We start from the raw sequence: 18,847 nt of genomic DNA, 5'->3' as shown, positions 1-18,847 counted from the left end.
AGGGCCGTCGCAGACGGGGACATCGCCGCGGGGGCAGCCGTGCCGGCCCGGCCCCGGGGCTGGCGAGGGCGCTGGCGGCAGGTCGGTGGCCGGACCTCCGGTCCGGAGGGGTTTGCCATCGGGCGTCGTCAGGCGTGATACTGATACTCGTTCTCAACGATTGTCCGAGCGCCCGTCCCGGCCGTGCCTCCCGCGGGACCTGTGCGCGGGCGGGCGCCGACCGACCGATGACGGACGTGAACCCGATGCCGGAGCGGATCGAACTACGCCTCACACCCCAGCGCGGAGCCGTGCTGGAGGTACTGAAGGCCGCCGACGACCATCCCACGGCGGCCGAGGTCTACGAGCGCGTGCGGGTCGCTGCCCCTGGTATCGGCAGCGCCACGGTGTACCGCGCGCTCGCGTTGCTGGTGGCGACCGGGCACGCCCTCGAACTGAGCCTCGGGGACGGCACGGCGGCCAGGTACGACGCGAACACCAGCCGGCACGACCACGCCGTGTGTGAACGGTGTGGCCGGGCGGTGGACATCGACCAGCCCGTCCCTGACGGGATGGTGGCCGAGATCGCACGGCGGTCCGGCTTCACGATCACCGGGTACGACCTGCAGTTCCGTGGTCTGTGCCCGGCGTGTCAGTCCGGTGGCGCGGGCCAGGGCCCGGGCCGCCGGCAGTGATCGAACCAATAGTGATGTAGATGGAGGAGCTCCGCATGCCGAAGCTTGACGGCACCAAGACCCACGAGAACCTCAAGGAGGCCTTCGCCGGCGAGAGCCAGGCCAACCGGCGCTACCTGTACTTCGCCCGCCGGGCGGACATCGAGGGCCTGACCGAGGCCGCCGGCCTCTTCCGTGACACGGCCGAGGGCGAGACCGGCCACGCGTTCGGTCACCTCGACTTCCTCGCCGAGGTCGGCGACCCGGCGACGGGCGAGCCGATCGGCAAGACGGCCAAGAACCTGGCGAGTGCCGTGGCCGGCGAGACCTACGAGTTCACCGCGATGTACCCGGGCTTCGCGAAGACCGCCCGCGAGGAGGGCTTCGAGGAGGTCGCCGACTGGTTCGCCACGCTGGCGCGCGCCGAGAAGACCCACGCCGGCCGCTTCAAGAAGGCCCTTGACGCGGTGGTCGCCGAGGAGACCGCGGACGCCTGATCGCGGCCGTGTTCCCGGGCGGTTCGCACCGCCCTGCGGTCGGGGGTGGCACGGGGGAACCCGGGCCACCCCCGACCGGGAGCCGGGGCTGGGCGGCCCGCCTCGGCGGGCTGTCCGGGCCCGGAGCTCCGGCGCATCGACTCACCGGGGCCCGGGAGCCTCGGCACCCGGCACGTCCGGCTCTCCCGGTACCTTTTCGGATGTCCGCCGCGGTCCGTGCGCCCCTGGCCTCTCTGCGTCCTCGCGCCCCGCAGGAGACACCGGCGGGTACGAGGACGGGCGGCGCGACGGGTAGGAGGTAGCACGATGACGTTCACCATCGCCGACATCACGACGGACCATCAGTCCTACTCGGCCCGGCGCAGCCAGGCCCGCGCGCGGATGATCCCGATCCGTGCCGAGCGGCGCGTGCGGGTCGGCGACATCCTGCTGTTCGAGTTCGAGAACGCCGAGACACTGCGCTACCAGGTGCAGGAGATGGTCTACACCGAGCGGCTCAGCGCTCCCGGCGAGGTCGCCCACGAGGTGGACGCCTACTCGCGGCTGCTGCCGTCCAGCCACGCCCTCACCGCCACGATGTTCATTGAGCTCGACCAGCTGGACGCCGTCCGCGACGAGCTCGTCCGCCTGTCCGGGGTGCAGAGCCGGATCGCGCTGGAGATCGGCGGGGTGACGGTGCCCGCCGTCGAGATCCCGGGCGTGGATGAGGACCCCGACGCCCCGAGCGAGACCGTGTCCGTGCACATGTTCCGCTTCCCGCTGACGGACGAGACCCGGGACGCCTTCCGCGACCCCGAGGTCCCCGTCGAGCTGGTGGTCGACCATCCGGCCTACAGCGACGGGACCCCTGTCACCGGGGCGACCCGGCGCAGCCTGATCGCCGACCTCGCCCTGCCGGGCTGACGGCTCCGCCGGGCTGACGGCCCTGCCCGGCTGACGGCTTCGCGCGCCTGCCGGGCTGACAGGCCGGCGCGGGCCGTTCATCTGCGGCGGCTCCGGGTATGCGAGCACAGGACAGGCTCGATTCCCGGCCCGACAGGAGCAGCGCTGTGACTGATCACCACGACGGCCCGGTCGGGTCCGGCCCCGGCGGAGCGACCCCGGCCAGCGAGGCTCTGCACCGGCTGGCGCTCGACCGCGACGACTCGGCGGCGCTGGGCGCGCTGGCCGTCGCAGACGTCCTCGTCCCGGATCTCAGCGATCCGTCCCGGGACAACGGTGACGCGCGGGTGGTGAAGCTCCCCGTCGCGGAGCAGGCCGACGGCCGCCAGTTCGTCCCCACCTTCACCTCGGAGCGGCGTCTCGCCGACGCGCTGCCGGGCGTCGGCCGCTACCGCAGGGTCGCGCTCGCCGCGTTGCTGCGGATGTGGCCCTCCGAGGATCTGATGCTCGCCGTCGACCCCGGGACGGAGGAGGGTCTGACGTTCCCCGCGGAGGGCATCCGGGCGCTCGCCGCCCTCGCGGACTGAGCCGTCCGGGCCACCCCCGGCGTGGCGCGCCGCTCTGGGTGAGGGACACAACAACCGATGGGTTCCGGGCCCGGCGCGCGGCGTGGCCGGCGCCTCATCACATGCCAGAACCTGCGTGTTAGCAGGTGTTTCGGCAGCACCCGGCGGATTTTCGGATGCTCGGCGGGCGCTCGCGGCGCGTCGTCGACGCCGTGTAGTCCTACCGATTGTCGAACCTACGGTGGCGCGTGCGGCGTCACATGCCAGAATGACCGTCGTGGCCTCAGCCCCTGTCCTCGAGAAGGCTCCTCCAGCGCACCCGGCGGCCAACCGTCCCTCGATGGTCTCGGTCGGCACAGTGGTGTGGCTGTCGTCGGAGCTGATGTTCTTCGCGGCACTGTTCGCGATGTACTACACGATCCGCTCGGTCAACAGCGGCAACTGGCCGCCGGTCACCGGCGACCCGGCCGGGTCCGAGATCGGTCCCGTGCACCTGCACGTCCCGTTTGCACTCTTCTTCACGGTGATCCTGGTCCTGTCCAGCGTGACCTGTCAGCTCGGGGTCTTCGCCGCCGAACGCGGCGACGTCATCGGGCTGCGCCGCTGGTACCTGATCTCGCTGATCATGGGGATCGTCTTTGTTGGCGGTCAGGCCTGGGAGTACTTCAAGGAGAACGAGTTCACCCTGGCGTCGCACGGCTACGGGTCGGTGTACTACCTGACCACCGGGTTCCACGGGATGCACGTGATCGGTGGGCTGGTCGCCTTCGTTCTGGTGCTGGCCAGGTCGACCTACGGGCGCTTCACGCCCGAGAAGGCGACGTCGGCGATCGTGGTGTCGTACTACTGGCACTTCGTCGATGTCGTCTGGATCGCCCTGTTCGCCACCATCTACCTCCTCCAGTGAGCGACATGACCACATCCAAGGCATCCGAATCCGCGGCGTCCTCGTCCGCGGGCGCGGCCGGCAGACCCCGGCTCGTCTCGCGCAGGAACGCCCGGCGATCCCGGTCGGCCTCCGTGCGCCGCCGCCGTCGGTCGTCGTCCATCGTCCTTCTCCTCGGCCTGCTGGCCACGGGGTTCATGTGGACGGTGCTCGCTCCCGGGGGCAACGCGACGGAGACTCCGGACGCGAACGAGGCCGTGCGCCAGGGCCGCGCCCTGTTCGCGCAGGGATGCGCGACCTGCCACGGCCTGAACGCCCAGGGCTCCACCCAGGGGCCGAGCCTGATCGGTGTCGGCGCGGCCGCGGTGGACTTCCAGATGTCCACCGGTCGTATGCCGCTCGCCGCTCCCGCGGCTCAGGCCGACCGCAAGGATCCGCTCTACTCGGAAACACAGATCGATCAGGTGGAGGCCTACATCCAGTCGCTGGGCGGCGGTCCTGAGGACCCCGACCTGACGGATGCGGATCTCAACGACGCCGACCTCGCCGAGGGCGGTGAGCTCTTCCTGGCGAACTGTGCGCAGTGCCACCAGGCCGCCGGCGCCGGTGCGCCGCTGACCTACGGCAAGTTCGCGCCGTCACTCAGCCAGGCGACCGCCGACCAGGTCGTCGAGGCGATGCGGACCGGGCCGGAGTCGATGCCGGTCTTCGGGCCGGGCCAGATCAACGAGGAGGAGGCCGTCGCGGTTGCCGCGTACGTCCGTCACCTCCAGGACGCGCCCGCACCCGGTGGCGCCTCGATCGGCAAGTACGGCCCGGTTCCCGAGGGTCTGGTCGCGATCGTGATCGGTCTCGGCGCGCTGCTCGGCGTCTGCCTCTGGATCGGCGCGAGGCAGAAGCTGTGAGCGCCGAGAAGGGCCCGAACGGGCCAGCGGCCGCGGACGGCGACGACCTGACGCCGGACTCGCCGCAACGGCGCATGCATTACGCCGGCTACCAGGGAGAACCGGCCGACAAGGCAGACCAGGATTCGATGAGCAGCATTTTCAAGAGGACGAAGCACCCCGTCGACACCTCGGGGCGCCCGAAGGACGACTCCGACCCCCGTGCCGGTGGTCCGGATGTCACCGCGGGCCACGGCGGCTCCGAGGTGCTCGGAACCCCACCGAACCCGACCGACTCCTCCCAGACCCCGGAGACGTCGGTCATGCGGTCCGCCACCGCCACGGCGCAGGGTGCTGGCGGCGGCGGGGGAGTCACCCCCCGCGCGCCGCACACCGCCGAGTACGACCGGCGGGCCGCCCGGCGCGCCGAGCGGCTCATCGCCTTCTGGTTCACCATCTCGATCGTCGGCACGGTGGGCTTCATCATCACCAACTTCGTCGGCGACAAGCACGCGCAGTACTACACGCCCGCCATGGGCAGCGCGCTCGGGCTGGCGGTCGGTGGCCTCGGGGTCGGCATGATCCTCTGGGCGAAGCGCCTGATGCCGCACGAGCAGGCGGTGCAGGAGCGGCACGAGTTCACCTCCCCGCAGGAGGAGATCGCGGTCACCGAGGAGGAGGTCGCGCTCGGCTTCGCCGACACCGGCCTCGCCAGGTACCCGTTGCTGCGGCGCAGCCTGCTCGCCGCCGGCACGATCCTCGGCGGACTGGTGGTGGTGCCGCTGCTCAACCTCACCAACAGCAAGCCCGGCAAGAAGCTCGACCACACGCACTGGGTCAAGGGCGCTCGCCTCGTCAACCTGCAGGGCCGCTATGTCAAGCTCGGCGACATCGCGATCGGCGGGATCGAGACCGTGCTCCCGGCCATCCCGGTGAAGGAGGCGGACGGCAGCCTCTCCTACGAGCCGAAGCTGGACCTGCACAGCAAGGCGGACAGCACCACGATCCTCATCCGCCTGGAGCCCGGCGTGAACAAGCCGCGCCAGGGCCGCGAGAACTGGGCTGTCGACGGGCACGTCGCCTACTCGAAGATCTGCACGCACGCGGGTTGCCCCGTCAGCCTCTACGAGCAGCAGACGCACCACCTGCTCTGCCCCTGCCACCAGTCGGTGTTCGACGTGCCTGACGGGTGTCGGGCGATCTTCGGGCCGGCGAGCCGGTCGCTGCCGCAGCTCGCCATCGCGGTGGATGACGAGGGCTACTTCATCGCCCGTGACGGGGACTACACCGAGCCCGTCGGCGCCGCGTTCTGGGAGCGCTCATGACCACCGCATCGGCACCCGTACCGAAGTTCCAGAAGCGGCCGACTCCGGCCCGCAAGGTCAACCGGGCCATCGACGACCGGTTCGGGACGCAGGGCGCGATCCGCCGGAACTTCAACAAGGTGTTCCCGGACCACTGGTCCTTCCTGATCGGTGAGATCGCGCTCTACAGCTTCATGATCCTGCTGCTCACCGGGATCTACCTGACGCTCTTCTTCGACCCGTCGAACGTCGAGATCATCTACAACGGCTCCTACGTCCCGCTCAAGGGCGTGGAGATGAGCCGTGCGTACGCGTCGACGCTGGACATCAGCTTCGACACCCGGGCCGGACTGGTCTTCCGCCAGATCCACCACTGGGCCGCGCTGGTCTTCGTCGCGTCGATCATCGCCCACATGATGCGGGTGTTCTTCACCGGTGCCTTCCGCAAGCCGCGTGAGGTCAACTGGCTGATCGGCATCGTCCTGCTGATGCTCGCGCTGGTCGAGGGTTTCGCCGGCTACTCTCTGCCGGACGACCTGCTCTCCGGCACCGGCCTGCGGATCGCCGCCTCCATCGCCCAGTCGATCCCGGTGATCGGCACCTGGACGTCGTTCCTGGTGTTCAACGGGGAGTTCCCCGGGGAGAACTTCATCCCACGGCTGTACGTGGTGCACATCCTGCTCGTGCCGGGCATCCTGCTGGCGCTGATCGGGGCGCACCTGGGCATCCTGTGGCACCAGAAGCACACCGACTTCCCCGGCCCGGGCAAGACCGAGCACAACGTGGTCGGTCACCGCGTCTTCCCGGTGTTCGCCGTGAAGTCCGGCGGCTTCTTCATGCTGACCTTCGCGGTGCTGGCCCTGCTCGGCGGTCTCGCCCAGATCAACCCGATCTGGACGTTCGGCCCGTACGACCCGGCCAAGGTCAGCTCGGCGTCCCAGCCCGACTGGTACATCGGCTTCCTGGACGGGTCCACCCGGCTCATGCCGCCGTGGGAGTTCAGGGGCCTCGGGCACACCATCCCGGCGGTGCTCTGGCCGACGGCGGTGCTGCCCGGCGTGCTGTTCACACTGGCGGCGCTCTACCCGTTCCTGGAGGCGAAGTTCACCGGGGACAGGGCCTCGCACAACCTGCTCCAGCGCCCGCGGGAGGCCCCGACCCGCACCGCGATCGGCGCGATGAGCCTCAGCTTCTACCTGGTGCTGTTCATATCGGGTGGTAACGACATCATCGCCCACACGTTCAGCATCTCGCTGAACGCGATGACCTGGGCGGGCCGGATCGGGCTCATCGTCGTCCCGCCGATCGCCTACGTCGTCACCAAGCGGCTGTGCATCTCGCTCAACGAGCGGGACGCCGAGATCGCGCATCACGGCATCGAGACCGGCATCATCCGCCAGCTCGCCAACGGCGAGTTCGTGGAGGACCACCGGCCGAAGCCGCCGCCGGTCTCCGACTACCCGCAGGTCCCGACCGACCGGATCCCGTTGCCGGCCGGCGCTGCGGACGGAGGCCACGGCAAGGGCCTGGCGCATCGTGCCGGCAAGGCCGTCGGCGGTTTCTTCACCGAGGAGACCGAGAAGCCGGCAGGCGACGCTCCGGTGGGCGGTGGTTCCAAGCACTGACCGCCGTGCACCAGCTGGTCGCTGGGCACTGACCGCCGGGTCACCCGGAGCTGTTCCGCCTGCCGCGGGCGGCTCCGGAGCTCGGAGGAGCCGGAACGCGCACGAGGCCTCCGAAGGGCCGCTCCCGACGACCGTCGGGAGCGGCCCTTCGTCATGTCCGCGGCCTTCAGGCGGGTGAGGCTCCGAAGCGCTTCGCCGCGCGGATCGCCCCATGTGCCGGCCAGCTCCACTCACCCTCCAACCGGACCAGCCGGACCCCGGGCCCGGTGAGCCACCGGCCGATCCGCTCGGTCTCCTCCACCGAGGCGCAGGGAGTCGGCCCCGGCACGGGCCGTACCGTCTCCGCGCTCGCCACCACCGCGTCGACCCAGGGCCGGGGGTCGATGCCGCGCGGCACCGAGGCCGCGGAGACGAGCCGCCCGCGGCGGATCACCGACAGGTCCCACCCGGCGTCGGTGGTCGGCGCCGCGGCCACCATCTCCGGAACGGTGGTGAGCGCGACGAGGCGCTGCCGCCGCGCCGCGGCACGCAGGTAGGCGGCCAGCCGGTCGCGCACCTCGGCGGCCTCCTCGTACCGCTGGTCGGCCGCCAGGTGCGCGATGCGCCCCTCCAGCGCCTCCTGGACCGGCCGCGGGTCACCTGTCATCGCCTGGCGGGCCAGCTCGGCGACCTCGGCGTACTCCGGCCCGCTCTGCCGCCCGTCGCAGGGCGCGCCGCAGCGGCCGAGGTCGGCCAGCACGCAGGCGGCCGTCGGCCGGCGGGGCGAGATCCGGGTACTGCACTGGCGCAGCGGGACGGCCTCCAACAGCGCGGTCTCCGCCTCCTGCGCCGCCCGGGTACTGCCGAAGGGGCCCAGGAACGCCACGCCGTCGCCGACGGACCGCACGCGGGACAGCCGCGGGTACGGCTCGTCGGTGAGCCGCAGGTAGACGGCTCGCTCGGGGTGGCGGGAACGCCGGTTGTAGGGCGGCTTGTACTCGGCGATCAGCCGGAGCTCGCGGACCTCCGCCTCCAGCGGGTGTGCGCAGCCGATCGCGTCGACCCGCTCCGCGGCCGCGACCATCTCCGCCATCCGGGTGCGGGGCTCGCTTGCGGTGAAGTAGGTCCGCACCCGGGACCGCACCGACCGCGACGTTCCGACGTAGAGTGCCCGGCCCGTTCCGTCCCGGAACACGTAGACGCCGGGCCCGGTGGGCAGCCCGTCGGCGAGGTGCCGCTTGCGCCGCTGGGCGGGGGAGACCCGCGCGCTGTACTCCCGCAGATCCTCGATCGTGGTGACGCCCAGGTTGCCGAGCCGCTCGAACAGCCCGTGCAGGACGTCGACCGTCGCCCTGGCGTCGGCGAGCGCCCGGTGCGTCGGCCGGGTGGCGCTCCCGAACAGCATCGCCAGCGACTCCAGCCGGTTGTCCGGAGCCTCGTCGCGGGTCACCACCCGGCGGGCGATCCGCACCGTGTCGAGGTGCTCCCAGGCGGGGACGGGGTAGCCGCACGCCGTCGCCGCCGCGCGCAGGAAGCCGAGATCGAACGGCGCGTTGTGGGCGACGAGCACCGCGCCCCGGGAGAACTCCAGGAAGGTGGGCATGACCTCGTCCAGCGCGGGCGCGGTGGCCAGCATGACGTCGGTGATGCCGGTGAGCACCGAGACCACCGCCGGCACGGGGCCGGACGCCCGGACCAGGGTCGACATCTCGCCCAGGACCTGGCCGCCCCGCACCTTCACGGCGCCGATCTCGGTGATCTCCGCCGTCGCCGGCGAACCGCCGGTGGTCTCCAGGTCGACGACGACGAAGGTCAGGTCGGACAGCGGGCGACCGAGCTCCGCCAGGCTCGCCTGGCGCGGCGGGCCACCGGCACGAGCGGGACTGGTGCCGGCGACGGTGGTGCCGGCCGAGGTGGTACTGGAGGGGACGGGACGCACCGGCCACACCCTAGGGGGCGGGTACGACAGGTCTGCTCGCCGATACGCCGATACGCGCAGCTCAGGAGAAGGGGCGGGCGAAGGCGGTGGGCCCCGCGTTCATCACCCGGAACTCGTTGCCCTCCGGGTCGCGCAGAACGTAGCCGGTCTCCCCGTGTGCCTCGTAGCGGGCCAGCTGCTGGGCGCCCAGTGAGGCGAGCCAGCCGATGACCCGCTCGGCGTCGACGGCGTACAGCTCCAGGTGCAGGCGGTTGGGGCTCTCCTCGTCCTCCTCCGCCCGCTCCTCCCGGCGGCTGCCCCGGCGGCCCGCCCATCGCGCCGGCCGCGGCCGGGCCCGTCGGCGCAGCAGCAGCTTCGGCCCGGCGCCGGCGGGGTGGCGGAGCAATGCGGCATCGCCGGCCTGCTCGGAGATCTCGTAACCCAGCGCGGCGGCCCAGAAACGGACCATGACTCCCACGTCGGTGCAGTCAACACTGATTCGAGCGACCCTGATGCCGTTCGTCTCAAACCTGGCCACCTGAAGCATCATTCCGTATCGCCGGGTTCGTTGGCGCATCGGTGTGTCTCCGGCGTGTCCTACGGCAGAGGATCGCGACCTGTCGTGCCTGTTTGTCAAGAATTGGTCATGATTCCGCCGATTTGTTCCTGGACTGTTGGGTGGCCTCCCGGCCTGACGACCTCCGCGTGCGCCCGTGGCGATCTCGGTAGGGTCCCGTTATGGCCAGTGTCTTCACCCGGATCATCAATGGCGAGCTGCCCGGTCGCATCGTGTACGAGGACGAGACCAGTGTCGCCTTCCTGACCGTCGCGCCCATCCGGCCCGGTCACACCCTCGTGGTCCCGCGCCTGGAGGTCGACCACTGGATCGACCTGCCCGACGAGGTGCTCAGCGCGGTGTGGAGCGCAGCCGCGACCGTGGGGCGGGCCATCGACGCGGTCTTCCGGCCCCGCCGGGTGGCGGCGATGCTCGCGGGCCTGGAGGTGCCGCACACCCACATTCATCTCGTGCCGATCGAGGCGGAGTCGCAGCTGAGCTTCGCGCTGGCCGACAGCAGTCCGGACCCGGCCATGATGGACGACGTCGCCGAGCGCCTGCGCGCGGCGCTGTCCGCGCCGGCGGGCACGTGACCTGAGCGGCCACTGCCCGCCGTGGAGCGGGGCAGACCGGTTGGCGCGGGGTGGGGCGGGCGGGCCGTGTGGGGCGGGCCGCCGGCGGCCCGGCCGCGGTCAGAACGACCGTGCCCGGGCCGCCGGCCGGGCGGATCCCGCTGTCAGAACTGGAACGTCGCGGGTGCCACTGCGAACAGCGGCTCCCAGTTCAGCTTGTGATGGCCGGCCGGCGCGTCGATGACCACGTTGCCGGTCACCTTCTGCCCCGCCTTGACATCGCTGGTGTACAGATCGGGCTCCACCGAGGTGAACTCGCCGTCGTAGCGGCTGCCGTCCTCCGTCTGGACGTAGAAGTCCGACGGCGCCGCCGACGTCTCGCCCCGGGACACCTCGACGGTGACGTTCACGACGTAGAAGGCGCCGCGGCTCGGCGGCTCGCCGTACTCCTCGACGCGGCCGGTCGAGCTGCAGATCGAGTTCAGGGTGACCTTGGCCTCGAAGTCGCTCACCGACGACCGCGCGTTGCCCGTGACGGTCCCGGCTCCGCCGATGCCCGCCACTCCCGCGGGCGGCGGGCCCGCCGGGGTGACCGGCACACAGCCCTCGGGCGCCCCGGGCTGCTGGGCCCCGGCCGCGGGCTGCGTCGGGGCCGAGCCGCCCGGAAGCGTCGTCACGCCGGGGAGGGCGGGGCCGGTCGGGGCGGCCCGCGGATCGAGGGTGGAGCCGGCGGCGGTCGACTCCGGATCGTCACCGCCGCCCACGGAGAGCGCGATGATGACGCCGAGGACGATGGCGGCGACCACCGCCAGCGGAACGATGATCATGGCTGGGTTGCGCCGGTTGCCCGGCGGCGTACCGCCCGGCTGCGGCCAGCCTCCGGGCTGCTGCTCGGGGAACCCCTGCTGGTAGCCGGGCTGCTGGTAGCCCGGCTGCGCTGCCTGAGGGTAGCCCTGGGGCGGGTACTGGCCCGAGTAGCCGCCCTGGGCCTGCTGCCAGCCGGTGCCCTGCTGTCCCGGCGCCGCGGGGGTCGGCCAGCCGCTGCCGGCCTGGCCCTGCTGGCCGGCGGGCTGCTGCCACCCGGTGCCCTGCTGGCCCCACGGCGTGTCGGCGCCCTGCTGGGGCCACTGCTGCTGGGGCTGCTGCCCGGCGCCCGGCCATGAGCTCTCCGGCGACGTTCCGGCGGCGGGCGGAGTACCCCAGGAAGCCGCGGGGGTGGTGGAAGGCCACCCGCCGCCGTCCCCCTGCTGCCCCGGGGCCGGCGTCCCGCCCGGGGTGGGCCACTGCGGAGTCGGCGCGGGCGGCGGCGTGGCTGATCCGCCGCCTGCCGGGCTCTCCGAGGCCGGCGGCTGTTGCCACGAACTGTTGGGCGCTCGCCAGGTCTCCTGGTTGTCCTGACCGGGCGGGGGGTGGCCAGGGGGGGTCTGGTCGGTCACGGAGGTCCTCTCGACAGCCCCCGCCGCGCTTCCTACGGGCGGAGCACACGATAAACACGGCGAGGTTACATAAGTCGGATATCGCCGGCCACAATGGGTGTCTTTCCGTTGAGGATTCCGGGCTCGCGCAGATGTCGGGCGCGGCGGGCGATGACAGCGTTGACGGTGATGCCAGGTGCATGCATCCAGCCCGATGGCCTGGTTCCGATTGCCGAGGATCGTGCCGAGGTCGGTCCGAATGACATTCCACCCGGTGCCGCCCGTCGTTCTCCCGAGGCGTTCGGTGAGCGGCGGACCGTCCTGGTCACCGCCTGGTTCCCGGCCGTGTTCCCGGCCGTGCCCCACGGCGTTCCTGCTGCCGTCCGGCCTGCCGTCCGGCTGGCCGGAGTGGGCTGCGGGGAAGGCGTCTGAGTGGCCCGGACGGGTCGACCGATACTCTGGACCGTCGCTGTCGTCGCTCGTTCCGGAGTTTCCCGTGCCTGTGGTCCCGCCCCGACGCCCGCGTCGGCCCAGGGCGATCCGCGGCGCGCGGCTGGCCGGGTCGCCCCGATGACCGAGACGCTTCCTGCCGACGTGCGGTCCCAGGTCGTCGTGTACGCAGCGGAGGCACTGGCCGAGCTCGCTGACGCTGTGGTGCCGGCCAGTCTGGTCGCTGTCCGTCGTTTCAAGGCATCGCGCCGCGCCCGGCTGGGTGCCGTGCCGCTCGCTGCCGCCATCGAGCAGGACGCGCACTTCCGCGGTCGGGTCGCCGAGTGGGTCCGCCGGACGAACCCGGACCTTGTCGCCGCCATCACCGCGCCGGACGGCCCGCCCCCGGCCGCCCCCCCGGCCCAGATGGCCGCGATCGCCTACATCCTTCGTCTGCCCGACTGGGCCGCGCTCGTGGAGGAGGCCGCGCGCTCGTCCGCGCAGGAGGTGTCCTCGGCGCGGATGGACGAGGCCACCCGGGAGATCAGCCGGCTGCAGGAGCAGATCGAGGCCGTCCGGCGGCTCGCCCGCACCGAGCAGGAGCAGCTGCGCGCCCAGCTCGACGAGGCCCGCACCGAGGCGGAGGAGGCCCGCCGCCGACTGCGGGCCTCGGGGGACCGCGTGCGGCGGGCCGAGATCGCCGCCCGCGAGATCAGCGTCGCCGCGGAGACCGCGCGGGACATCGCCGCGCAGGCCGCGCGGGACAGCGGGGCCGAAGCCAAGCGGCTGCGCGCGCGGGTGCACGAGCTGGAGGCCGCGGCGTCCGCGACCCGCCGGGACAACCGGGACTCCCGCAGCATGGACGAGGCGCGACTGCGGGTGCTGCTCGACACGTTGATGGCGGCGGCGAACGGTGTCCGCCGCGAGCTCTCCCTGCCGACGACGGTCGCACGGCCCGCCGATCTGATCAGCAGGCCGGAGAACGACCGCGGCTTCGACCCGTTCTCCGGGGTCGGCGGGAGAGGGCGCGCCGACGATGATCCGGCGATCATCGACGACGTCCTGGCTGTCCCGGGCCTGCACCTGATCATCGACGGCTACAACGTGACCAAGCGTGGCTACGGCGCCCTGACGCTGCAGGCACAGCGGGCGCGACTGCTCGCCGGGCTCGGCGCGCTGGCGGGCCGAGCCCTCGACACCGAGGTCACGGTCGTCTTCGACGCGACGGCGGTCGTCGCCCGGCCGGTCGGAGTCGCGATGCCGCGCGGGGTGCGGGTCGTCTTCAGCCAGGCCGGCGAGCTGGCCGACGACGAGATCAGACGTCTCGTCCGCGCCGAGCCGCCAGGGCGGCCGGTGGCCGTCGTGACCTCCGACCGCGAGGTGGCCGAGAACTGCGCCTCGCTGGGCGCCCGCACGGTCTCCTCGGACGCCATGCTGTCCAGGCTGGACAGGTAGACCGCAGGCCCGCGGCTGCGGCCTCGGCGGTCCGGGCGCGGCCGGTCCCGGTGATTCCGGTTCCGGTGGGCCAGAAACTGTCGTACCCCTCTCCTAGCGTGACCGGTGTCGAACTGGTGTCCGGTTCCACCGCGACCGGCGGGCCCCTGTGGGCACCGGTGGCCTCGGGTGGGTGAAGGACGAGAGGTGAGCACGATGCTGATCGACTGTGAGACGTGTGAGGCCCGGAGCAGCGCCGCCTGCGAGGACTGCGTGGTGAGTTTCCTGTTGGCGGCGCCGCACACCACGGCGGACTGGGATGACGACGAGCGCCGGGCGCTCGAGGTCCTCGCCGCCGCCGGGCTGATTCGCATGCCGCGCCGTTTCCGAGCCGCCTGAGTCGTGCCGGTCCGCACACACGCGGCTCCAGGGGTGGGTCGCTGACAGTCCGCTGGGTGTTGCGGGCGCGGCGGGGAGCGCGCTGTGTGCGCAGCCGGGTACGGCGAGGCGTCGCCAGGCATACCCCGCCGGTGCCGATGGGAGGTGGTGCGCGTCCCAGCCGTGGCCTCGTCCGGGCCATGCGGGAGCATGGCTGCGTGCGTGTGCTCGCTGTGACCAACGATTTTCCGCCCCGTCCGGGTGGGATCCAGGCGTATGTGCACAACTTCGCCTCGCGACTGCCGTCCGACGAGATCGTCGTGTACGCGCCCGCCTGGCGCGGCGCCGCCGAGTTCGATGCCGCAGCGCCCTTCCCGGTGGTGCGGCATCCGACGTCGCTCATGCTGCCCACGCGGGACGTGTTCCGCCGGGCCCGCGAGATCGCCCGGGCGGAACGGTGCGACACCCTGTGGTTCGGTGCGGCGGCGCCGCTCGGCCTGTTGGGAGCGCGGCTGCGCCGGGAGATGCCGGCCCGTCGGGTGGTGGCCAGCACGCACGGCCACGAGGTGGGGTGGGCCGCACTGCCCGGGGCTCGGCAGGTGCTGCGCCGTATCGGGGCCACGACGGACGCTGTCACCTATCTGACGGACTACACCCGGATCCGTCTCGCGCCGGCCCTCGGGCCTCGGCCCGACCTGGCCCGGCTGCCCAGCGGCGTCGACCCGTCGTTGTTCCGTCCCGGTGACGGTCGCGACGAGATCCGGAAGCGCTACGGGCTCGATGGCCGTCCGGTGGTCGTCTGCGTGAGCCGGCTGGTTCCCCGCAAGGGGCAGGACATGCTGATCCGGGCGCTGCCGGCACTGCGCCGCCGGGTCCCGGAGACCGCGCTGCTCCTGGTGGGCGGTGGCCCGTACCGGCAGGAGCTCACCAGGCTCGTCCGGGAGAACGACGTCGCCGACCACGTGGTGCTGACCGGTTCGGTGCCCTGGGAGGAACTGCCGGCCCACTACGCGGCCGGTGACGTGTTCGCCATGCCGTGCCGCAACCGCCGGGCGGGGCTGGAGGTGGAGGGCCTGGGAATCGTGTTCCTGGAGGCGTCGGCGACAGGCCTGCCGGTCGTTGCCGGCCGCAGCGGCGGCGCGCCGGACGCGGTCCTCGACCAGCGGACCGGTGTGGTGGTCGACGGGCGGGACCTGCACGCGCTCGTCCGCGCGGTCGGCGACCTGCTCGCCGACCCGGATCGTGCCCGCTCGATGGGCACGGCCGGCCGGGCCTGGGTGGAGCTGCGCTGGCGCTGGGACGTCCTGGCCGGAGAACTGCGCGACATCCTGCGGGGCTGAGCGCGCCGGCGCCCGCGGCGCTGCTCCGTCCGGGGCGGCGCCCCGGCGACGAGAGGTCAGGCGGTCACGCGGTCACGCGGGGCGCGGCGTAGAGGCTCTCCACCGTCTCCGCGTAGCGCTCGAGGACCACGTTGCGCCGGACCTTCAGGCTCGGGGTCAGCTCGCCGCCTTCGATGGTGAAGTCGTGCGGCAGGATCTCGAACTTCTTGACCGCCTCGGCGTGGGAGACCATGGCGTTCGCGGCGTCGACGGCCCGCTGGATCGCGGCCCGCAGCTCGGGGTCGTCCGCCAGGCTGGCCGCGGTGGTCCCGGCGGGGCGGCCCTTCTCCTTCAGCCAGGCGGCGAGCGCATCCGGGTCGAGGGTGATCAGCGCGGCGATGAAGGGCCGCCGGTCACCGACGAGCATCGCCTGCCCGACCAGCGGGTGCTGCCCGATCCGCTGCTCCAGCGGGGCGGGTGCGACGTTCTTGCCGCCCGCGGTCACCAGGATCTCCTTCTTGCGCCCGGTGATGCGCAGGTGCCCGGTCTCGTCGAGGGAGCCGAGGTCTCCGGTGCGCAGGAAGCCGTCGGAGTCGATCGCCTCCTTGGCGGCGGTCTCGTTGTTGCGGTAGCCGCTGAGGACCAGATCGCCCCGGATCAGCACCTCGCCGTCGTCGGCGATGCGCACGGTGACCCCGGGCAGCGGCTGGCCGACCGTTCCGATCTTCATCGAGTCCGGCCGGTTCACCGTCGCCCCCGCGGTGGACTCGGTCAGCCCGTAGCCCTCCAGGATGAAGAAGCCGATGCCCCGGAAGAAATGGCCCAGGTGGACGCTCAGCGGGGCGCCGCCGCTGATGCCGTGGGTGATGTTGCCGCCCAGGGCGGACCGCAGCTTCGTGTAGACGAGCCGGCTGAACAGCGCGTGCCGCAGCCGGAGGGCGAGGCCGGGGCCGCCCTGGTCGAGGGCCTGGCTGTAGGCGACCGCGGTGGCCTCGGCGGCGTCGAAGATCCGGCCCTTGCCGTCGGCGTGGGCCTTGGCCCGTGCGCCGGCGTACACCTTCTCGAACACCCGGGGCACCGCCAGGATGAAGGTCGGCTGGACCAGCGCGAGGTCGGCCAGCAGCGTGTTGGTGTCCGGCGTGTAGGCGATGCACCGCGCGTTGTTGATGATCATGCACTGCATGGTCCGCGCGAGCACGTGGGCCAGTGGCAGGAACATCAGGGTCGAGGCGTCCTCGGTGAAGTGCTCCGGCGTTGTCGCCGCGCCGGCCAGCGCGTTGAACAGCAGCGCGCGGTGGGACAGCTCGCAGCCCTTGGGGCGCCCGGTCGTTCCCGAGGTGTAGATGATCGTGGCGATGCTCGCCGCGGTGACGTCGGCCCGGGCGGCCGCGAGCTCGTCCACCCCGATGCCCGCCTGCCCCCCGGCCTCGGCGAGGGTCTCCAGCGCGCCGCCGTCGATGACGAGAACCTCGCGCAGCGAGGGCACGCGGTCGCGCACCTGGGCGATCCGCGCGGCGTGCTCCTCCGACTCGCAGATGACGAGGACGGACTCCGAGTCGGAGATGATCCACTCGATCTGGTCGGGACTCGACGTCTCGTAGATCGGAACGCTGACCGCGCCCGCGACCCAGCCCGCGTAGTCGAGCACCGTCCACTCGTACCGGGTGCGGCTCATGATCGCGAAGCGGTCGCCGGGGCCCACGCCCAGGGCCACCAGCCCGGCGGCGGTCCGGACGACGAGGTCGCGGAACTCGCGCGCCGTCAGGTCGGCGTACCCGTCGCCGGACTTGTAACGGACGATGACCTTGTCCGGGACGCGGTCCGCGTTGGCGAAGACGTCATCGCTGAGCGTCCTGTCATCCGCCACCGTGACCAGGGCGGGAGAGGTGTACTCGCGCACGGGAACTCCTTCGATGGCAGGGCCGTCTGGCCGGGGACTCCGCCTGCGGTTGCCGGTCGGGGTGAGGATCGAGGGCCCGGTTTTCTGTCATGTGACGACAGTGGGTCCCGTGACGTTAGCCTGTGAGCGCCGCCACGGCGAGTCATTGGTCGTTCCGGATTTCGGGCAGTTCCCGGCGAAGCAGACCGGGTGCCGTGTTCGCCCGGCAGGCGCGGATGCTCCCGGTGAAGGCCGCTCGCCTAAGCTCTCTGGAGTGCGGGTGCATGTGGTGAGCGACGTCCACGGGAGGTCGGACGCGCTTCCCGGCGCAGCGGCAGGAGCCGATGCTTTCATATGCCTCGGTGATCTTATTTTGTTCATCGACTACCGTGACCACGGCCGCGGGATCATGGGCGACCTGTTCGGGGCCGAGGCCGTGGGCCGCATGATCAGCCTGCGGACGGAGCAGCGTTTCGACGAGGCGCGGGAATGGTCCCGCAAGCTCTGGGGCAGCCTCGACGGCGATCGTGCCGACATCGTGGAGGCTGCCGTGCGGCGCCAGTACGCCGCCATGTTCGCGGCGTTCCCGACGCCGACCTATCTGACGTACGGCAACGTGGACCGGCCGGACCTCTACCCCGACTTCCTGCGCGAGGGACTGCGCCTGCTGGACGGCCAGACCGTCGAGATCGGCGGCCGGACCTTCGGGTTCGTCGGCGGCGGCCTGCGGACGCCGATGAACACCCCGTTCGAGATCGACGACGACGCCTACGCGGCCAAGGTGGCGGCCGTCGGCGCGGTGGACGTCCTGTGCTGCCACATTCCGCCGCACGTGCCGGAGCTGGTGTACGACACCGTCGCCCAGCGGTTCGAACGTGGCAGCGAGGCGGTACTGGAGGCCATCCACGCCACGCGGCCACAGTACGTGCTGTTCGGCCACGTGCACCAGCCCCTGGTCGCCGAGCTGGAGATCGGCACCACGCGCTGTGTCAACGTCGGGCATTTCAACGCGCGGGGCACGCCGTACGTCCTCGAGTGGTAAGACACCCGGCGTGGCACTTCCGTTCCGGTAGCCTCAACGATCGATCGGGCATTCGTCCTGCGCCCCAGGGCGCGGGTCGGCCGCACAGGTCGGCCGGCGCCCTGCGCCGGCGCCAGTGGCCCCATGACCGGATCCGCCGGTCCCGCCGGGGCGATGAGATGTGGAGGTGCGGACGGTTCATGGTGGACCACGCGCAGTCGTCGATCGTCATCGATGCCCGGCCGGCCGTCGTCATGGGAACGATCGCCGACCTTGCCGCCTACCCGACCTGGGTCGGGCAGATCGAGGAGGCGGAGATCCTGGAGGTCGGGCCGGACGGGCGCCCGCGCCAGGCCCGGTTCCGGATCAACGCGGTCGTCATGAAGGACGAGTTCGTCAACGAGTACACCTGGAAGGGCGACGAGCAGGTCAGCTGGAGCCTCGTCTCCGGCCAGGCGATGTCCGCCCAGGACGGCAGCTACCTGCTGCGTGACCTCGGCGACGGCCGTACCGAGGTCACCTACGAGCTCACGGTGGAGCTGAAGGTCAAGATTCCGGCCCTGCTCCGCCGCAAGGTCCAGGGCGGCATCGTGGACGCGGCGCTGAAGGACCTCAAGAAGCACGTCGAGAAGCTCGTCGAGAGCTGACTG

At 72.0% G+C, this 18,847-nt stretch carries 18 protein-coding genes; 14 read left to right on the top strand and 4 right to left on the bottom strand.

Features of this window, described 5'->3' with window-relative positions:
• The first annotated feature begins 245 nt into the window (after window positions 1-245).
• The 8 genes from AB1460_RS05205 (at window position 246) to AB1460_RS05170 (ending at window position 7,297) form a co-directional block, all read left to right on the top strand.
• Window positions 246-674 (top strand): Fur family transcriptional regulator, encoded by a 429-nt coding sequence (locus tag AB1460_RS05205; RefSeq protein WP_368959474.1) that lies wholly within the window; start codon window positions 246-248, stop codon window positions 672-674.
• A 35-nt stretch (window positions 675-709) separates the two neighbouring features.
• Window positions 710-1,150, top strand: a complete 441-nt coding sequence (locus tag AB1460_RS05200; RefSeq protein ID WP_026310774.1) for a rubrerythrin family protein — start codon at window positions 710-712, stop codon at window positions 1,148-1,150.
• A gap of 306 nt (window positions 1,151-1,456) precedes the next feature.
• Window positions 1,457-2,053, top strand: coding sequence for a DUF3501 family protein (locus tag AB1460_RS05195; RefSeq protein ID WP_368959439.1), 597 nt, complete (start codon window positions 1,457-1,459; stop codon window positions 2,051-2,053).
• Window positions 2,054-2,199: 146 nt separating this feature from the next.
• Window positions 2,200-2,619, top strand: a complete 420-nt coding sequence (locus AB1460_RS05190; protein ID WP_368959438.1) for an SseB family protein — start codon at window positions 2,200-2,202, stop codon at window positions 2,617-2,619.
• Window positions 2,620-2,866: 247 nt separating this feature from the next.
• Window positions 2,867-3,505: a cytochrome c oxidase subunit 3 gene (locus AB1460_RS05185; protein WP_071085778.1), complete on the top strand. Its 639-nt coding sequence runs from the start codon at window positions 2,867-2,869 to the stop codon at window positions 3,503-3,505.
• 5 nt (window positions 3,506-3,510) lie between these two features.
• Window positions 3,511-4,389, top strand: a complete 879-nt coding sequence (locus tag AB1460_RS05180; protein WP_368959437.1) for a c-type cytochrome — start codon at window positions 3,511-3,513, stop codon at window positions 4,387-4,389.
• The gene (locus tag AB1460_RS05175) at window positions 4,386-5,693 is read left to right on the top strand and encodes a ubiquinol-cytochrome c reductase iron-sulfur subunit (RefSeq protein ID WP_368959436.1); all 1,308 of its coding nucleotides are present in this window, start codon (window positions 4,386-4,388) and stop codon (window positions 5,691-5,693) included. The genes AB1460_RS05180 and AB1460_RS05175 overlap by 4 nt, the downstream gene beginning before the upstream one ends.
• On the top strand, window positions 5,690-7,297 hold the full coding sequence (locus AB1460_RS05170; protein ID WP_368959435.1) for a cytochrome b: 1,608 nt from the start codon (window positions 5,690-5,692) through the stop codon (window positions 7,295-7,297). The genes AB1460_RS05175 and AB1460_RS05170 overlap by 4 nt, the downstream gene beginning before the upstream one ends.
• 166 nt (window positions 7,298-7,463) lie before the next feature.
• On the opposite strand, the gene AB1460_RS05165 is transcribed toward AB1460_RS05170, so the two are convergent.
• Both AB1460_RS05165 and AB1460_RS05160 read right to left on the bottom strand, forming a co-directional pair.
• A complete protein-coding gene (locus AB1460_RS05165; RefSeq protein ID WP_368959434.1) occupies window positions 7,464-9,215 on the bottom strand; it encodes a DEDD exonuclease domain-containing protein in 1,752 nt (583 codons plus the stop codon).
• Between the two features lie 61 nt (window positions 9,216-9,276).
• Complete coding sequence (locus tag AB1460_RS05160; RefSeq protein WP_368959433.1) at window positions 9,277-9,744, bottom strand: VOC family protein; 468 nt, start codon at window positions 9,742-9,744, stop codon at window positions 9,277-9,279.
• A 188-nt stretch (window positions 9,745-9,932) separates the two neighbouring features.
• On the opposite strand from AB1460_RS05160, the gene AB1460_RS05155 reads away from it, so the two are divergent.
• Window positions 9,933-10,343 (top strand): HIT family protein, encoded by a 411-nt coding sequence (locus AB1460_RS05155; protein ID WP_368959432.1) that lies wholly within the window; start codon window positions 9,933-9,935, stop codon window positions 10,341-10,343.
• 143 nt (window positions 10,344-10,486) lie between these two features.
• On the opposite strand, the gene AB1460_RS05150 is transcribed toward AB1460_RS05155, so the two are convergent.
• The gene (locus AB1460_RS05150) at window positions 10,487-11,758 is read right to left on the bottom strand and encodes a DUF4352 domain-containing protein (protein ID WP_368959431.1); all 1,272 of its coding nucleotides are present in this window, start codon (window positions 11,756-11,758) and stop codon (window positions 10,487-10,489) included.
• Between the two features lie 549 nt (window positions 11,759-12,307).
• Here AB1460_RS05150 and AB1460_RS05145 point away from each other — a divergent pair.
• The 3 genes from AB1460_RS05145 (at window position 12,308) to AB1460_RS05135 (ending at window position 15,318) form a co-directional block, all read left to right on the top strand.
• Window positions 12,308-13,621 carry an NYN domain-containing protein gene (locus AB1460_RS05145; RefSeq protein WP_368959430.1) on the top strand — a complete coding sequence of 438 codons (1,314 nt, stop codon included), beginning with the start codon at window positions 12,308-12,310 and terminating at the stop codon, window positions 13,619-13,621.
• Window positions 13,622-13,816: 195 nt separating this feature from the next.
• Window positions 13,817-13,999, top strand: coding sequence for a hypothetical protein (locus tag AB1460_RS05140; protein ID WP_368959473.1), 183 nt, complete (start codon window positions 13,817-13,819; stop codon window positions 13,997-13,999).
• Between the two features lie 197 nt (window positions 14,000-14,196).
• On the top strand, window positions 14,197-15,318 hold the full coding sequence (locus AB1460_RS05135) for a glycosyltransferase family 4 protein (RefSeq protein ID WP_368959429.1): 1,122 nt from the start codon (window positions 14,197-14,199) through the stop codon (window positions 15,316-15,318).
• A 64-nt stretch (window positions 15,319-15,382) separates the two neighbouring features.
• Here the strand turns inward: AB1460_RS05135 and AB1460_RS05130 are convergent, their stop codons facing one another.
• On the bottom strand, window positions 15,383-17,197 hold the full coding sequence (locus tag AB1460_RS05130; protein WP_368959428.1) for an AMP-dependent synthetase/ligase: 1,815 nt from the start codon (window positions 17,195-17,197) through the stop codon (window positions 15,383-15,385).
• Window positions 17,198-17,450: 253 nt separating this feature from the next.
• Between AB1460_RS05130 and AB1460_RS05125 the strand changes: the two genes are divergently transcribed.
• Both AB1460_RS05125 and AB1460_RS05120 read left to right on the top strand, forming a co-directional pair.
• A complete protein-coding gene (locus tag AB1460_RS05125; protein WP_368959427.1) occupies window positions 17,451-18,218 on the top strand; it encodes a metallophosphoesterase family protein in 768 nt (255 codons plus the stop codon).
• Window positions 18,219-18,397: 179 nt separating this feature from the next.
• Complete coding sequence (locus AB1460_RS05120; RefSeq protein WP_368959426.1) at window positions 18,398-18,844, top strand: SRPBCC family protein; 447 nt, start codon at window positions 18,398-18,400, stop codon at window positions 18,842-18,844.
• Window positions 18,845-18,847 lie beyond the last annotated feature (3 nt).

The organism is Parafrankia sp. FMc2 (assembly GCF_041008525.1).
In the GTDB taxonomy this organism is placed as follows: Bacteria; Actinomycetota; Actinomycetes; order Frankiales; family Frankiaceae; genus Parafrankia.
The sequence above is the reverse complement of the archived record's forward strand: the minus strand, read 5'-3'. Positions and strand labels throughout refer to the sequence as shown.

What these genes read in the sequence shown, in the direction of transcription:
- AB1460_RS05200 (WP_026310774.1), top strand. Translation starts at nt 710, where the DNA reads ATGCCGAAGCTTGACGGCACCAAGACCCACGAGAACCTCAAGGAGGCC.
- AB1460_RS05155 (WP_368959432.1), top strand. Translation starts at nt 9,933, where the DNA reads ATGGCCAGTGTCTTCACCCGGATCATCAATGGCGAGCTGCCCGGTCGC.
- AB1460_RS05120 (WP_368959426.1), top strand. Translation starts at nt 18,398, where the DNA reads ATGGTGGACCACGCGCAGTCGTCGATCGTCATCGATGCCCGGCCGGCC.
- AB1460_RS05145 (WP_368959430.1), top strand. Translation starts at nt 12,308, where the DNA reads ATGACCGAGACGCTTCCTGCCGACGTGCGGTCCCAGGTCGTCGTGTAC.
- AB1460_RS05180 (WP_368959437.1), top strand. Translation starts at nt 3,511, where the DNA reads ATGACCACATCCAAGGCATCCGAATCCGCGGCGTCCTCGTCCGCGGGC.
- AB1460_RS05205 (WP_368959474.1), top strand. Translation starts at nt 246, where the DNA reads ATGCCGGAGCGGATCGAACTACGCCTCACACCCCAGCGCGGAGCCGTG.
- AB1460_RS05195 (WP_368959439.1), top strand. Translation starts at nt 1,457, where the DNA reads ATGACGTTCACCATCGCCGACATCACGACGGACCATCAGTCCTACTCG.
- AB1460_RS05140 (WP_368959473.1), top strand. Translation starts at nt 13,817, where the DNA reads ATGCTGATCGACTGTGAGACGTGTGAGGCCCGGAGCAGCGCCGCCTGC.
- AB1460_RS05170 (WP_368959435.1), top strand. Translation starts at nt 5,690, where the DNA reads ATGACCACCGCATCGGCACCCGTACCGAAGTTCCAGAAGCGGCCGACT.
- AB1460_RS05160 (WP_368959433.1), bottom strand. Translation starts at nt 9,744, where the DNA reads ATGATGCTTCAGGTGGCCAGGTTTGAGACGAACGGCATCAGGGTCGCT.
- AB1460_RS05185 (WP_071085778.1), top strand. Translation starts at nt 2,867, where the DNA reads ATGACCGTCGTGGCCTCAGCCCCTGTCCTCGAGAAGGCTCCTCCAGCG.